Here is a 14,805-nt window from a genome sequence, read left to right as displayed (position 1 = left end):
GGCTTCCTTAAATGATGTAGTAGATGTAACCGACGAAGCTTGCGACAAGTATACCGCCTTCCAAGCGGTTAATGCGGCGTTTACCTGTCAAGCTGAGGCTCATTAGGATAAGCAGCAGAGTCGCACCAAGCATAATAAAGATATCACGTGAAGCAATATTGGCGTCGAGGACGGATGGGTTAATGATCCCAGCAATTGATAGCACTGCCAATATATTAAAGATGTTCGAACCGATAATATTGCCAAGCGCTAGATCGTCTTCCTTTTTAAGTACGCCAGCAACACAGGCTGCAAGCTCAGGTAAACTAGTACCAACGGCGATAATGGTTAGTCCTATTAACAGGTCACTCATGCCAAAATATTTGGCTATATCAACCGCAGCGCCAACTAAATAGTCCGCGCTAACAGGTAGTAAAACCATACCCACGATGAGCCAGAAAACGGCTTTTTGAGTCGGAATATTGTTTGGAACTTCTTCACAAGCTTCACTTACAAATGGATCCTCGCTATCTCCGCCACCACGCTTCGTGATGATGATAAGTGCGAGAAGAAAAGCGGCGAAGCCTACTAATAATAAAACACCTTCGACGAAGCTGAAGTGGTTATCACTAACGATATACCAAGCTGCTAATGAAACGATAACTAACAGCGGCATTTCGCGGCGTAAAATGCCGGAGCCTACGGAGAGTGGTCTTAATAATGCTGTGAGACCCAAAACGAGTAAGATATTGGCGATGTTAGAACCTATGGCATTGCCCACAGCGGTGTCTGTTTTATCTGCAAGAGAGGCTTGCGCAGCAACCATCATTTCAGGCGCTGAAGAACCCATGGCTACAATAGTTAAGCCAACAATTAATGTCGGTACACCAAAGTTTCGTGCAAGCGCGGCCGCACCAAAAACAAAGCGGTCAGCACTCCAAACCAGTGCAATAAAGCCCAAAACGAGAATAACAAACGATAAAACCATGAACCTCTAGCCAATAGGATTGAAATTTCGATAGATACTACCAAAAGCGCTCTGGAAAGTATAAGCAAACCGTTACATTTCACTACTTACAAAATTTTACCAAAACGATTTTCCATCTTGTTTGAAAAAAAAGTATCATACTTGGATGAATATAGTCTGGATCTGGAGAGCGACTTGTCGCAGTCAATTGTAGAAATCAAGGATGTAACCTTCTCTCGGGGTGAAAGGATCATCTACAAAAACATGAGCTTTTCCGTACCAAAAGGCAAAATTACCGCAATAATGGGACCGAGCGGCATTGGTAAAACCACCATGTTGCGATTAATTGGCGGTCAGCTAAAACCTGATAGCGGTGATATTCTTTTTGCAGGAAACAGTATCCCTAACATGTCACGAGCAGCCTTATACCAAGCGCGAACGCGCATGAGTATGTTATTTCAAAGCGGCGCCTTGTTTACCGATATGAGCGTGTTTGATAATGTGGCTTTTCCTCTACGCGAGCATACCGAACTATCAGAAGATTTAATCCGTTTAGTGGTGCTGATGAAGCTCCAAGCGGTTGGCCTTCGTGGCGCAAAAGATTTAATGCCGGCAGAGCTTTCTGGTGGTATGGCAAGACGTGCTGCATTGGCACGTTCTATTGCGCTTGATCCTGAATTAATAATGTACGATGAACCTTTTGCAGGTCAGGATCCGATTTCCATGGGGGTTCTAGTTCGGTTAATCAAGTCTCTTAATGAAGTATTGGGGTTATCGTCACTGATAGTAACTCATGATGTTACCGAAGTGCTGAGCATTGCCGACCATGTTGTTATTATTGCTGAGCAAGGTGTAATTGGTACAGGCACCCCTGAACAGATGCTTGAACACGAATCTCCATTAGTGCAGCAGTTCTTACAAGGTTTGGCGGATGGACCTGTGCCATTCCATTTTAAAGCGCCTGATTATCAGCAAGCACTGTTGCAAGGAGAGTGAGTATGGTCGACTTTTTACAAAAACTAGGCCACAAAACACTTAGCCGTTTTGCTGCGCTTGGCCGTGCTACAACAATGCTTTTTGGTGCGCTATTTAGCTTACCTAATTTCCGAAAAGGCACGCCGCTTTTGATAAAGCAACTTTACATGGTTGGTCATCAATCGTTGTTGATTATCATGGTGTCCGGTTTATTTATCGGTATGGTATTGGCGCTACAAGGCTATACCGTGTTAGTCGGATATGGCGCTGAAGATAGCCTTGGACCTTTGGTTGCGTTGAGTTTACTTCGAGAGCTAGGTCCCGTGGTAACCGCACTCTTATTTGCAGGGCGTGCAGGCAGTGCGTTAACTGCAGAAATTGGTTTGATGAAGGCTACGGAGCAATTATCCAGTTTAGAAATGATGGCGATAGATCCGCTTAAGCGCGTCGTAGCCCCTCGTTTTTGGGCCGGTTTTATTAGTATGCCGTTACTCGCATTGATATTCTCTGCGATCGCTATTTTAGGCGCACACTTGGTGGGTGTTGATTGGTTAGGCGTAGATTCAGGTAGCTTCTGGTCAATTATGCAATCGCAAGTGTCGTTTCAACAAGACATCTTAAATGGTCTTATTAAGAGTTTCGTATTTGCACTATTAGTAACTTGGATCGCGCTATACAAAGGCTATGACTGTATTCCTACTTCTGAAGGAATAAGTAAAGCGACGACAGAGACGGTAGTACATTCTTCACTGGCTGTACTTGGCTTTGACTTTGTATTAACAGCGGTTATGTTCTCAAGTTAAAAGGTTTTAAAAATGAATACACGGAAAATAGAAATTTTAGTTGGGTTGTTCGTGGCATTGGGCATTGCTGCATTCGTTATGTTGGCGCTTAAGGTGGCTAACTCAGGCTTAAGCGGAAATGGTGAGACTTACACCTTACACGCTAAATTCGAAAATATCGGCTCGTTAAAAACCCGTGCCCCAATTAAGGTGGGCGGTGTTGTGATTGGCCGTGTCGATGGGATTTACATTCATCCGCAAGAGTTCGTGCCTGTGGTATCAATGAGTTTGGATAGAAACTATGAGTGTCAGTTTTCCGATACTTCTTCAGTTTCTATTTTGACGTCGGGCATTTTGGGTGAGCAATATTTAGGTATTTCCCCCGTGATTGCCGCTGAATCAGCAAAGCAAAAATGCCTTGGTCAGGAAGTGACGAGTGAGGATAGTGTCGATCTTGAGTCTCTTTTTGGTGTTGAATCAAAAGCGCTAAAAGACGGTGACATGATCACAGATACGAAATCGGCACTTGTGTTAGAAGAGTTAATTGGTCAGTTCCTATTTAATCAAGGGAGCGAGTAAATATGTTAAAGAACGTCTATGCAAAATGTCTGACTCTATTTGTAGCATTGATGGCTACCACATTGGTACAGGCAAAAGAGGTGGACTCAAGCGATCCTTATAAAATGGTAGAGCAAGTCGCGGCGCAAACTTTTCAGCGTGTGACGAAAGATCAAAGCATCATCGAAAAGGACAAAGAGCACTTACGCGTTATCGTGGAAGAAGAGCTTATGCCTTACATCGATTATAAGTATGCTGCGTACCGTGTCTTGGGTTCGTATATTCAAACCGTTCGGAATATGGATAACGCAGAAGAAAAGGCTGCTGCAGTAGAGCATATTCGTGAGTTTATCGATGTGTTTAGAAACTATCTTATCGCAACTTATGCAGGGGTATTTACCCAATATAAAGATCAAAAGGTAGAGTTTGGTGAGCATCGCCCATTTGAGAATGAAGGCGTGGTGGTTGTTAAAACCAAAATTGTAGAGCCTGGTAAGCCTGATATCAAAATTGATTTTAAAGTTAGACGCGGTCAAGACGGTGACTGGCGCGCTTTTGACATGATGGCGGAAGGCATTAGTTTACTAGATGCCAAACAGTCGGAGCTACATGGTATTTTGCGCCAACAAGGTATTGAACATGTGATTCAACTGTTAGATAAGAAGAGCAAGCTACCAGTGCAATTTAGAGGGGATGATGGTGACGCCTAGTATTTCATTCACCGAAAGTAAAGGTGAAATCGTGTTAACTGGTGAACTTACGAGAGCGAGTTTACCAAGCGCACTGAAACAGTCGACCATCGTTCAAGTGTTGAAAAATGCACAATCAACCGTCTATTTTAACCTTTCTGAGGTGACAAGGGTTGACACCGCGGGCTTAGCTTGGTTAATTCACTCTTTAGGTCAATTGAAACAGCGCGACATTCGTCTCGAGCTGAAAAATACGCCTGAACAACTGCAAAATTTAATGGAGTTGGGTCAGGTGACAACCCTATTTGAGTGAGTCTAATGGAAACAAATCAAGTCGAAACTTTATTGAGAGATGCACTATCGCTTGACGAGATCATCGTCAAAGCTAACGGTAGTCACTACGAAGTCATTGCTGTTGGAACGTGTTTTGACGGATTAAGAAGGCTGAAAAGAGAACAGCTGATCTATGGCCCACTGATGGATACTATTAAAGACGGCACCATGCATGCTGTTAGCATCCGCGCATTCACACCAGATGAATGGCAAAAAGAGCGCAAATTTATTCTTCCACAATAACGGAGTGCCGCAATGGATCAGTTTGTTATCCAAGGTGGCACCACTTTAGCCGGTGAAGTCACTATTTCTGGGGCTAAAAATGCAGCCCTTCCTATTCTTTTCGCCGCTCTGCTTGGCGATGGTAAAAGCCGTTTTTCTAATGTACCGCACTTACGCGATATTGGTACCACTGAAGCCTTATTAAAAACACTGGGCGCTGAAGTTGAGTGGGATGGCGATATCTTAGAAATCAATGGTGCAACGGTAAATAGCGTGCTCGCACCTTATGAACTCGTTAAGCAAATGCGTGCATCTGTATTGGCGCTGGGCCCATTAGTCGCTAGATTTGGTCAGGCGCAAGTATCCCTACCGGGAGGTTGTGCTATCGGTGCTCGTCCAGTCGATCTGCATATTTCGGGTCTTGAGAAAATGGGCGCTAAGATCAAAGTTGAGAATGGTTATATCCATGCGGTAACAGACGGTCGTCTTCGTGGCGCTGAGATCTTTATGGAAACCGTCAGTGTTGGTGCAACTGAAAACTTACTGATGGCTGCAACCCTCGCCGATGGTAAAACTGTGATAGATAATGCGGCTAGAGAGCCTGAGATTATCAACTTAGCGGAATGCTTAGTTGCTATGGGGGCAAAGATCAGCGGGGCAGGCTCTAGCCGAATTGAGATAGAAGGCGTTGAGCGTCTTAATGGTTGCGAGCATAAAATTCTTCCAGATCGCATCGAAACGGGAACCTTTTTGGTTGCTGCTGCAATGGCAAAAGGCGAAGTGCTTTGTAAAAACACGGATTATCATAGTCTTGAGCCAGTGCTTGAAAAGCTACGAGCTGCTAATGCTATTGTTGAGATAAATGAAGACAGTATTTATGTGGATATGCGTCAACGCGCTTTGAAAGCCGTTAATATCAAAACCATGCCACATCCAGGTTTTCCAACAGACATGCAAGCTCAGTTTACTGCATTAAATGTGGTGGCTGAAGGGAGTGCGACAATCACAGAAACTATCTTTGAAAACCGTTTTATGCATGTGCCAGAGCTGCAGCGCATGGGCGCGAATATTCGTTTAGAAGGCAATACCGCAATCTGTGGTGAGACTGAATCATTATCAGGTGCGCAGGTAATGGCAACCGATTTACGCGCATCCGCGAGTCTTATCCTAACGGGTATTGTTGCCACAGGCGAAACCGTTGTTGACCGCATCTATCACGTTGATAGGGGTTATCAGAAGATAGAAGATAAGCTAAGCCGTTTAGGTGCAAATATAAAACGCCGTAAAACCTGAGCTTAATTATTCTGAATAGAAAACGAAAAAGCGTCCACTGGGACGCTTTTTGCTTAACCTTTTTGCCTAATATAATCCAGTTTCGAGTTCAGCAACTTCCACTGTAATAGTGAGGCGTTGACCACCTCTGAGTACTTCAAACTCGAGTTTAGTACCAGGCGCGGTATTGCCAATCGTCTTCAGTGTCCTTTGCGGATTAGTCACAGGCTCTCCACCTACTTTAACCACAATATCGTGCTCTTTCATGCCAGCTTGCCATGCGGGACCCAGCGGGTCTAATTCACTCACAGCAAGGCCGACAATAGGCGTGTAGAGATCCCTCACGCGCTTCCCTGTATTATCTACCGGTGTGCCTCTAAAGCCAAGATAGCCTCTGATCACTCGGCCATCCATAATGAGCTTATGCATGACGTCCAGTGCAAGATCATAAGGGATCGCAAAAGAGATACCTTGGATATCAATATTCAAACGCGTGCGAAACTGTGCCGAGGTAATGCCAACTAGCGCGCCATTAGAATTGACAACGGCCCCACCTGAGTTACCAACATTAATTGCCGCATCCATCTGCAATAAATTATTGAACTGGCTTTCAGTGAGTGCTTGTTTGCCTGTTGCACTGATAATACCTTGAGTAATGGTTTGTCCAATGTTCAATGGGTTACCAATTGCGAGCACCACATCTCCGACACGCGGTGAGTAGTCATGATCGATAGGAATGACAGGCAAATTCTCTGCTGGAATTTTTAATAAAGCTAAATCTGTAATAGTGTCAAAGCCTATCAATTGCGTATCGCTATACTGACGGCCGTCAGGAAGAAGCACGATGATTTGATCGGCATTATTCACCACATGATAGTTTGTTAGTATGTAGCCGTCTCGACTCATAATCACACCAGAACCAAGCTCTCTAACGGTGCTTTGGCGCTGATATCTTGGCTGATTGCTAAAGCCCTCGGAAAAAATCGTCACGACCGCTGGAGCCGTTTTTTCTACTGCATCAGCAAAACTCATATGGTGGGCCTGAATATGTGGGGCCTCAAGTTTTGGCAAATTATCCCTCAACTCAGGATTAAACCAAATGATGATAAAAGCGATCCCAAGTCCGGCAAGTAGCGGTGGAAAAATGAATTTAATTAATTTGAACACAAGAGCTTATATTTATCGTTATCTAATACTGCTAATAATGACACAAAAAAAAACACAGCGACAAGTTTCGCTGTGTTTCATTTGTAATATTTATTGATTTCGTTATTGAATGAGGTAGAAAACAGTCTCGCGACCACGTTTAATTCCAAGCACGATATTGCCTTTAATACCGTTAATTAGCTTAGACATTTCTTTGACGCTAGTGACACGTTTACGATTCACTTGCATGATCACATCACCTTCTTCAAGGCCAACACGTGCCGCTGGTGAGCGGGGCTCTACTGAGGTAATGACGACACCTTCGTTGCCGTTGCGCTCGCCACTCTCTAGTACCGCGCCTCGTAGGTTTGGATGTACATCCTCTGCATTCGCCTGTTCTTCTTGCTTACCACCAAGCTCTACGTCGATAAACTTGGTTTTGCCATCACGGTAGACACCAAGCCTAACTTCACGACCCTCACCCATTGTAGCCACTTTACCATGGAGTTCATTGAAGCTCTCAATATCGTCGCCGTTTAGGCTAACAATGACATCATTAGCTTTCAGGCCCGCTTTATCTGCTGCTGAATCTTCCACTACGCGCATGACATAAGCACCGCGCTTAACATCAAAGCCTTGTGCTTTGGCAAGGCCTGCGTCTAAGGTACGACCCAAAATACCTAATGAACCGCGACGAACTTCTCCGTACTCAACAATTTGATCCACTAGGTTTTTCATCATGTTTGACGGAATAGCAAAACCGATGCCCACATTACCACCTGAGGCGCCTAAAATAGCGGTGTTGATACCAATGAGCTCACCATTTAGGTTAACTAGTGCACCACCTGAGTTACCTTGGTTGATTGCCGCATCTGTTTGGATAAAATCTTCATAGCCTTCTATATTTAAGCCGCTACGACCTAGCGCACTGATTATTCCTGAGGTGACTGTATGACTTAAACCAAATGGGTTACCAATAGCAACAGAAAAATCACCCACTCTTAACTTGTCTGAATTAGCTAGCTTGATTTCTGTTAGGTCTTCGCCGTCGATTTGTAGTAATGCAATATCAGATTCGGCGTCGCTACCGATTAATTTAGCCTCAAACTCTCTGCCATCCTTTAAGGTGACGAGCATTTCGTCTGCATCATCAATAACGTGATTGTTTGTAACGACATAGCCTTTATCTGCATCGATGATTACACCTGAGCCCAAACCACTAAAGGGGCGTTTTTGGCTACGAGGTTGCGGTTGTCCAAAGAAAAAGTCGAATGGGTCGACGCGGCGACGCACTTCTTTGGCGCCTTTTACTTGGATACTAACAACGCCGGGGGCTACCTTTTCCAGCATCGGCGCTAGTGTTGGTAATTGTTGACCGTCTACGGCAACAGGAAGTTTGGCCATGCTTTGCTGCGGTAACAGCAATAAGCTAGAAGAAAGTAAAGCGGCCGATAACAAAGATAGTTTAAATTTCATAGTCGTGAAGTACTCCGCTATTAGCGTTAATATAAGTCATAAGAGGCTGATAATTAGCCTCTTATTAGGGCCTGTTGACCTTTGCTGTTTGACTTTTGTTCCCCTGAGTGGGCTTTGGTCGCGGCGCTCGACTTACCGCCTAGTAATCTAAGCAAAAGTTGAGCAACAATGAACAAAGCGCACTCAGGAAAACCCAAAGGGCAGCGCTTGATTGGCATTTCTACTGTGTTATCGCCTGACTTACATAGAAAAACTATGCTACACAGGCTCTGCCTTGTATAAATACCAATCAAACTGCTGCAAAAGCAAACTCGAAAGATCAATAGGCCCTAGAATCAATAACTTCTTTTAAAGACTATGGGGTCAACAAAAAGTTTCATCAAGAGGCTTTAATTTGCTCACTTTCTTTTTTTTGCCCAGAAAATAACCCAGTTTCACCTTCGGCATAGTCACTTGGTGGTACTTCAAAACTTGGGTCTTGTTTACGTCTTCTCTCTGGACGTGCTTGAAGAGAAGCTTGTAGTTGTTCTGTGGTTTCTTTCGAGAAAAAAGGATCAGCAGGATGAGATGGGCGATCTTGTGTGAGTAGCTGATTGGTTTCTTCCACATGGGTAAGCAGTTGCTGATAGCTATCCTGCATTTTATTTACTAGCTTTTTGGTGCTAGTAAGGTGATCTGATACGTCTTGACGATATTGCTCAAGGTCGTGTTTAGCTTGTTGTGCTTGAACTTCCAGTTCGTCGTGTTTGAACTGCTTTTTCGTTACAAAGCCACCTAAAAAGAATGCAGCAATGGCAACAATGATCAGTAATCCAAGCCAAGTAACGGTAGTCATAGGTTTCTCCCTGTGTGCCTCAACGGCAAATAAAATTAAAACTCTGTTAGAGTTCAATATACGCTGTGAATACAGTCGTGTTAATATAACCTACAAACAAATCGTAAAAAAATATTTAAGTCGATGACGCCTTGGGAAAAATATCAGCAAGATCTAGAACGTGATGATTTTCAATATGACAGCGCGCAAGAAAATGCAGTAAAGCATTTACAGCGACTGTATGACGACCTTATCAATCAGCCGCCAGTCAAACAAAACTTCTTCTCGCGCTTGTTTGGTAAAGCTGAGCCGCCAAAAGTGAAAGGGTTATACTTTTGGGGCGGAGTAGGGCGTGGTAAAACTTATCTAGTTGATACTTTCTATGATGCGTTGCCGACGGAGCGTAAAATGCGGGTGCATTTTCACCGCTTTATGCATCGTGTTCACGCAGAGCTAAAAAAGCTTAATGAAGTGAAAAACCCTCTGGAAAGCATCGCTGACACGTTCAAATCTGAAACCGACATCATCTGCTTTGATGAATTTTTCGTTCAAGACATCACTGATGCCATGTTGCTAGGTGGATTGATGCAAGCGTTGTTCGCGCGCGGTATCGTGTTGGTTGCCACATCAAATATTGTGCCAGATGACTTGTATAAAAATGGTCTACAGCGTGCGCGATTCTTACCCGCCATTGAATTAGTAAAGGCTAATACTGAGGTTGTTAATGTGGACTCGGGTATTGACTATCGTTTGCGTACGTTGGAGCAAGCGGAAATTTTTCACAGCCCACTTGATAAACAAGCAGATGAAAACTTATTCGACTATTTTAACAAACTCTCTCCAGAGCCGGGTAAAGCCGGACAAGCGATTGAGATTGAAGGTCGGATGATCCAAACTCGAATGGTGTCTGACTGTATTGTTATGTTTGATTTCCCTGCACTGTGTGAAACCGCTCGTTCGCAAGTGGATTACATGGAAATCAGTCGCTTATATAATACGGTGATTCTATCTAATGTGAAGCAAATGGGTCAGCAAAACGATGATGCTGCGAGACGCTTTATTGCGCTTGTCGATGAGTTTTATGAGCGCAATGTAACGCTTATCATCTCGGCTGCGGCGCCTATTACTGAACTTTATACCGAAGGTACATTGAATTTTGAGTTCAAACGCTGCATCAGTCGCTTGCAAGAAATGCAGTCCCATGAATATTTAGCAAAAGAGCATTTAGCCTAACGGCAATTGCTTTTTGTTAAAAGGACTTGTTCGGTGTTGGTGTTTGTAAACATCGTATTAGAACGAGTCCTTGTCACGCACACGTCATCGTTTCGCTGGATTTTTTGCCTTTTCGATTTTTTTCGAAATTCTTCAGATTTTCTTGTAGAAAAAAGCACCAAGCGCTGGTTTTCACCCAGAAGGCTTGCTATAATCCGCGGCCTGCCACGTTGCGTTCTATTGCCCTCGTCGGCTTAGCCACTGACTTGAGCGGCATAAAAGTCTTCAACTCGAAGGGGTTAAAGCAAATACAAGTAGAGCGGTAGTCCAAGGACTGCCTGTGGTTTTAAAATTGAAAACTTTGGATTTTTATAATGAAAACGTTTGTTGCTAAACCAGAAACTGTAAAACGTGACTGGTACGTAGTTGACGCTGAAGGTAAAACTTTAGGTCGCATCGCTACTGAAATCGCTCGTCGCCTTCGCGGTAAGCACAAAGCTGAGTATACTCCACACGTTGACACTGGTGACTACATCATCGTAATCAACGCTGAGAAAGTTACTGTAACTGGTAACAAAGCTCAGGACAAAATGTATTATGCTCACTCTGGTTACCCAGGTGGCCTTAAGTCTATCAACTTTGAGAAACTTCAAGCTAAAAAGCCTGAAATGATCATTGAGAAAGCGGTTAAAGGCATGTTACCTCGCGGTCCTCTAGGTCGTGAAATGTTCCGTAAACTTAAAGTTTACGCTGGTAACGAGCACAACCACGCTGCACAGCAGCCTCAGGTTCTAGACATTTAAGGAGCACTATCATGGCAAATCAATACTACGGTACAGGTCGTCGTAAAAGTTCAAGTGCTCGCGTATTCCTACGCCCAGGCACTGGCAACATCGTAATCAATAAGCGCTCTTTAGAAGAGTTCTTCGGTCGTGAAACTTCTCGCATGGTTGTTCGTCAGCCTTTAGAGCTAGTTGAAATGACAGAAAAGTTTGACCTATACATCACTGTTGCAGGTGGTGGTACAACTGGTCAAGCGGGTGCTATCCGTCACGGTATCACACGTGCACTAATGGAGTTTGACGAGTCACTACGTCCAACTCTACGTAAAGCTGGCTTTGTTACTCGCGATGCTCGTAAAGTTGAGCGTAAGAAAGTGGGTCTTAAGAAAGCACGTAAGAAGACACAGTTCTCTAAGCGTTAATTTATTACGTTTCAAGAATTCAAAAACCCAGCTTATGCTGGGTTTTTTGTTTTTAGCATTTCCTATGTACAGTAATCTCTCGTATTTACGGGCTATCTAAATCGTTTTGTCCTGCTTATTTGCTCAAAAATATCGCGTCGAGTTAAAAAAGTTCAATAAATATAATAATTAGTGCAATTCGAGCGGTAACTTGGCGGTTTTTTTTGCTACAATTGGCGAAGCAAGTAGAAAGACCTGAGATCCAGTCACGCGATTTGGTGCGTATCCTTAGTCGAGGGGTTGATCTTAGTCAGTATATTGTTGTGTCAGATGCGATATCATAAATACTCGGTTTCATGCTCGAAGTAATCATAGATGATTTTCTGCGGGTTTATTCGGGCATGGATCTGGAATAACCTTGTTTTAATCAAGGTATTTATTTATGATCGCGTCTATTTTGTAATTTCTTAAATTAACCTGCTGTAACTGATGTTCTCAATATAGCAAGTGTTGGGAATCAAGTGGAGATAAGTGGATGAGCAATGCGCCTGTAGACAACAGCCGACGTCGCTTTTTAACTATCGCTACCTCTGTTGTAGGTGGCGTTGGTGCGGTTGGAGCTGCTGTTCCTTTTATTGCGTCCTGGAATCCAAGTGAGCGAGCTAAATCTGCAGGTGCGCCTGTAGAAGTAGATATCAGCAAACTTGAGTCTGGACAACTTATTCGTGTTGAGTGGCGAGGCAAACCAGTTTGGATTGTTAATCGTACACCAAAAATGCTAGAACAAATGAAGCAACACGAAGACAAACTTCGTGATCCTAACTCAGAAGAGCCACAGCAGTTGGCGTCGGCCCAGAACGATTACCGTTCTCAACGACCTGAAATCTTCGTAGCGGTTGGGATTTGTACTCACTTGGGATGTTCACCGTCTTTCCTCAATGGAAGCTTTGGTGAAAAAGTAGAAGGCACTGATAGTGGTTTCTTCTGTCCTTGTCATGGTTCGAAGTTTGATATGGCGGGGCGCGTATTCCAAAACGTACCTGCACCTCTAAACTTAGAGATCCCTCCGTATACCTTTATTGACGACACTACCATTTTGGTAGGTGAAGAAGAAGGGGTTGCATAATGTCTGTTAATGTAGATAAAGCAGCAAATACGGGCGTCGTGGGCAAAGTTGTTGATTGGATCGATGCTCGTATTCCGATGACTCGCGTCTGGAATATGCACATTGCTCAATACCCAGCGCCAAAAAACTTTAACTTCTGGTACTTGTTTGGTTCACTCGCCATTCTAGTACTGGTAAACCAGATTGTAACGGGTATCTGGCTAACCATGAACTTTGTACCTTCTGCTGAAGGTGCATTTGCATCAGTAGAATACATCATGCGTGATGTTGAATATGGTTGGTTATTGCGATACCTACACTCTACCGGCGCATCCGCATTCTTTATCGTGGTCTATCTTCACATGTTCCGCGGTATGATCTACGGTTCTTATCAAAAGCCACGTGAATTACTGTGGTTGTTCGGTATGTTTATCTTCCTAGCGCTAATGGCTGAAGCTTTCATGGGTTACTTATTACCATGGGGTCAGATGTCTTTCTGGGGTGCTCAGGTAATCATTTCATTATTCGGTGCAATCCCTGTAATTGGTGATGACTTAACGCTGTGGATCCGTGGTGACTACGTTATTTCTGGTGCAACGCTTAACCGTTTCTTTGCACTACACGTTATTGCACTACCACTAGTACTGGTTATCTTAGTGTTCCTTCACATTGTTGCACTGCACGAAGTGGGCTCAAACAACCCTGACGGTGTTGAGATCAAGCGCAAGAAAGGCTCTGTAGCTGAGGAAGACAAACCTAAGTTTAAATTCCATGAATACTACACTGATAAAAAAGATATTGTGGATGCAATTCCATTCCACCCTTACTACACAGTAAAAGATGTTTTAGGTGTTGCTGGCTTCTTAATTTTCTTCTGCGCAATTGTTTTCTTTGCACCAGAAATGAACGGTTTCTTCCTTGAAGCGCCAAACTTTGAAGCTGCAAACCCGCTTAAAACGCCAGCGCACATTTTCCCAGTTTGGTACTTTACGCCATTCTACGCGATCCTTCGTGCTATTCCTGATAAGTTGATTGGTGTACTAGCAATGGGCGCTTCAATCGTAGTATTGGCTCTACTACCTTGGATTGATCGTGGTTCGGTTCGTTCAATTCGCTACCGTTGTGGTTTCCATAAGTTGAACATTGCTCAGTTTGTTGTCACTTTCGTTATCCTTGGTTGGATTGGTGCAACGCCACAAACTGACTTTAAAACGCTATTGTCGCAAATCACGACAGTAACTTATTTTATGTTCTTCGTGTTGCTATTCTTCTACAGTAAAAACGAGAAGACGAAGCCACTACCAACGAGGTTGACGAAATGATGAAAAAGCTAGTAATCGGTTTATTCGCATTGTTGCCAACGTTATCGATGGCAGCGGGCCCATCAGTACCTTTGATGGAAGCAAATAATGACTTAACTGATAAAGCATCTCTACAGCGTGGCGCTAAGTTATTTATGAACTACTGCCTTGGCTGTCACCAAATGCAATATCAGCGTTATGAGCGTACTTTCAGTGACATCGGTATCCCAACTGAAATTGGTCAAGAAACGCTTATTTTCGATGGTTCAAAAGTAGGTAGCCATATTAAAAACTCTATGGCTAAAGATGATGCAGCAAAATGGTTTGGTGCAGCGCCACCAGACTTAACACTTATCTCTCGTGTTAAGTCTCCGGACTACATCTATACTTACTTGAAGTCATTCTATAAAGATGAGTCCCGCCCATTTGGTGTAAACAACGTTGTTTTCCCATTGGTGGGTATGCCTCACGTACTACAAGAGTTACAAGGCTTGCCAACACCGATCACTGAAGAAGTGGAAGAACACGGTCACACAGTGACTAAAGTTGTCGGCACTGAAACAGATGGTACTGGTGAGATGAGTGTTGATGAATATGACCAAGCAGCACGTGACCTTACAAACTTCTTAGCTTATGTAGGTGAGCCTTCTCGCCTAGAGTCAGAAGCTTTAGGTATTAAGGTTATTGGTTTCTTAGTTATCTTCTTCATCCTGGCATTCTTCTTGAAGAAAGAATACTGGAGAGATGTTCATTAATTTGAATATTCAAAGGTAATTTTTGCAATAGGGGCG

The 14,805-nt window shown here is 43.6% G+C and carries 17 protein-coding genes; 13 read left to right on the top strand and 4 right to left on the bottom strand.

Annotated features, from left to right (window positions below; all coding sequences use genetic code 11):
• Positions 1-7 precede the first annotated feature (7 nt).
• Complete coding sequence (locus B1L02_RS16990; protein WP_088531971.1) at positions 8-967, bottom strand: calcium/sodium antiporter; 960 nt, start codon at positions 965-967, stop codon at positions 8-10.
• A 174-nt stretch (positions 968-1,141) separates the two neighbouring features.
• On the opposite strand from B1L02_RS16990, the gene B1L02_RS16985 reads away from it, so the two are divergent.
• From B1L02_RS16985 to murA, 7 genes are read left to right on the top strand one after another with little or no spacing between them, the layout of a single operon-like run.
• Positions 1,142-1,942, top strand: a complete 801-nt coding sequence (locus B1L02_RS16985; protein ID WP_174694564.1) for an ATP-binding cassette domain-containing protein — start codon at positions 1,142-1,144, stop codon at positions 1,940-1,942.
• Positions 1,943-1,944: 2 nt separating this feature from the next.
• Positions 1,945-2,724 (top strand): lipid asymmetry maintenance ABC transporter permease subunit MlaE, encoded by a 780-nt coding sequence (gene mlaE, locus B1L02_RS16980; RefSeq protein WP_088531969.1) that lies wholly within the window; start codon positions 1,945-1,947, stop codon positions 2,722-2,724.
• Between the two features lie 12 nt (positions 2,725-2,736).
• On the top strand, positions 2,737-3,282 hold the full coding sequence (mlaD, locus tag B1L02_RS16975) for an outer membrane lipid asymmetry maintenance protein MlaD (protein WP_088531968.1): 546 nt from the start codon (positions 2,737-2,739) through the stop codon (positions 3,280-3,282).
• Positions 3,283-3,284: 2 nt separating this feature from the next.
• Entirely contained in the window at positions 3,285-3,971 is a 687-nt protein-coding gene (locus tag B1L02_RS16970) for an MlaC/ttg2D family ABC transporter substrate-binding protein (protein ID WP_088531967.1), read from the top strand.
• Entirely contained in the window at positions 3,958-4,263 is a 306-nt protein-coding gene (locus B1L02_RS16965; protein ID WP_039492913.1) for an STAS domain-containing protein, read from the top strand. Before B1L02_RS16970 ends, B1L02_RS16965 begins: the two co-directional genes overlap by 14 nt.
• A gap of 5 nt (positions 4,264-4,268) precedes the next feature.
• Entirely contained in the window at positions 4,269-4,526 is a 258-nt protein-coding gene (locus B1L02_RS16960; RefSeq protein ID WP_010376682.1) for a BolA family protein, read from the top strand.
• Between the two features lie 12 nt (positions 4,527-4,538).
• A complete protein-coding gene (gene murA / locus B1L02_RS16955) occupies positions 4,539-5,798 on the top strand; it encodes a UDP-N-acetylglucosamine 1-carboxyvinyltransferase (protein WP_088531966.1) in 1,260 nt (419 codons plus the stop codon).
• A gap of 66 nt (positions 5,799-5,864) precedes the next feature.
• Here the strand turns inward: murA and B1L02_RS16950 are convergent, their stop codons facing one another.
• The 3 genes from B1L02_RS16950 to B1L02_RS16940 all read right to left on the bottom strand — a co-directional run bounded on the left by B1L02_RS16950 (position 5,865) and on the right by B1L02_RS16940 (position 9,234).
• Positions 5,865-6,944, bottom strand: coding sequence for a trypsin-like peptidase domain-containing protein (locus B1L02_RS16950; RefSeq protein ID WP_088531965.1), 1,080 nt, complete (start codon positions 6,942-6,944; stop codon positions 5,865-5,867).
• A gap of 102 nt (positions 6,945-7,046) precedes the next feature.
• Positions 7,047-8,399, bottom strand: a complete 1,353-nt coding sequence (locus B1L02_RS16945) for a DegQ family serine endoprotease (protein WP_088531964.1) — start codon at positions 8,397-8,399, stop codon at positions 7,047-7,049.
• Between the two features lie 379 nt (positions 8,400-8,778).
• Positions 8,779-9,234: a YhcB family protein gene (locus B1L02_RS16940; protein WP_088531963.1), complete on the bottom strand. Its 456-nt coding sequence runs from the start codon at positions 9,232-9,234 to the stop codon at positions 8,779-8,781.
• A 123-nt stretch (positions 9,235-9,357) separates the two neighbouring features.
• Between B1L02_RS16940 and zapE the strand changes: the two genes are divergently transcribed.
• From zapE to B1L02_RS16910, 6 genes are all read left to right on the top strand, one after another.
• Positions 9,358-10,446 (top strand): cell division protein ZapE, encoded by a 1,089-nt coding sequence (gene zapE / locus B1L02_RS16935; protein ID WP_088531962.1) that lies wholly within the window; start codon positions 9,358-9,360, stop codon positions 10,444-10,446.
• A 353-nt stretch (positions 10,447-10,799) separates the two neighbouring features.
• Positions 10,800-11,228 carry a 50S ribosomal protein L13 gene (gene rplM / locus B1L02_RS16930; RefSeq protein WP_088531961.1) on the top strand — a complete coding sequence of 143 codons (429 nt, stop codon included), beginning with the start codon at positions 10,800-10,802 and terminating at the stop codon, positions 11,226-11,228.
• Positions 11,229-11,236: 8 nt separating this feature from the next.
• Positions 11,237-11,629, top strand: a complete 393-nt coding sequence (gene rpsI / locus B1L02_RS16925) for a 30S ribosomal protein S9 (protein WP_161568695.1) — start codon at positions 11,237-11,239, stop codon at positions 11,627-11,629.
• A 514-nt stretch (positions 11,630-12,143) separates the two neighbouring features.
• Positions 12,144-12,734 (top strand): ubiquinol-cytochrome c reductase iron-sulfur subunit, encoded by a 591-nt coding sequence (gene petA, locus B1L02_RS16920; protein WP_088531959.1) that lies wholly within the window; start codon positions 12,144-12,146, stop codon positions 12,732-12,734.
• Positions 12,734-14,035, top strand: coding sequence for a cytochrome b (locus B1L02_RS16915; RefSeq protein ID WP_088531958.1), 1,302 nt, complete (start codon positions 12,734-12,736; stop codon positions 14,033-14,035). The genes petA and B1L02_RS16915 overlap by 1 nt, the downstream gene beginning before the upstream one ends.
• The gene (locus tag B1L02_RS16910; RefSeq protein ID WP_088531957.1) at positions 14,032-14,769 is read left to right on the top strand and encodes a cytochrome c1; all 738 of its coding nucleotides are present in this window, start codon (positions 14,032-14,034) and stop codon (positions 14,767-14,769) included. The genes B1L02_RS16915 and B1L02_RS16910 overlap by 4 nt, the downstream gene beginning before the upstream one ends.
• The last annotated feature ends 36 nt before the right edge of the window (positions 14,770-14,805 follow it).

Origin of the sequence: Pseudoalteromonas piscicida, assembly GCF_002208135.1 — a bacterium.
Classification (GTDB): Bacteria; Pseudomonadota; Gammaproteobacteria; order Enterobacterales; family Alteromonadaceae; genus Pseudoalteromonas; species Pseudoalteromonas piscicida_A.
The sequence above is the reverse complement of the archived record's forward strand: the minus strand, read 5'-3'. Positions and strand labels throughout refer to the sequence as shown.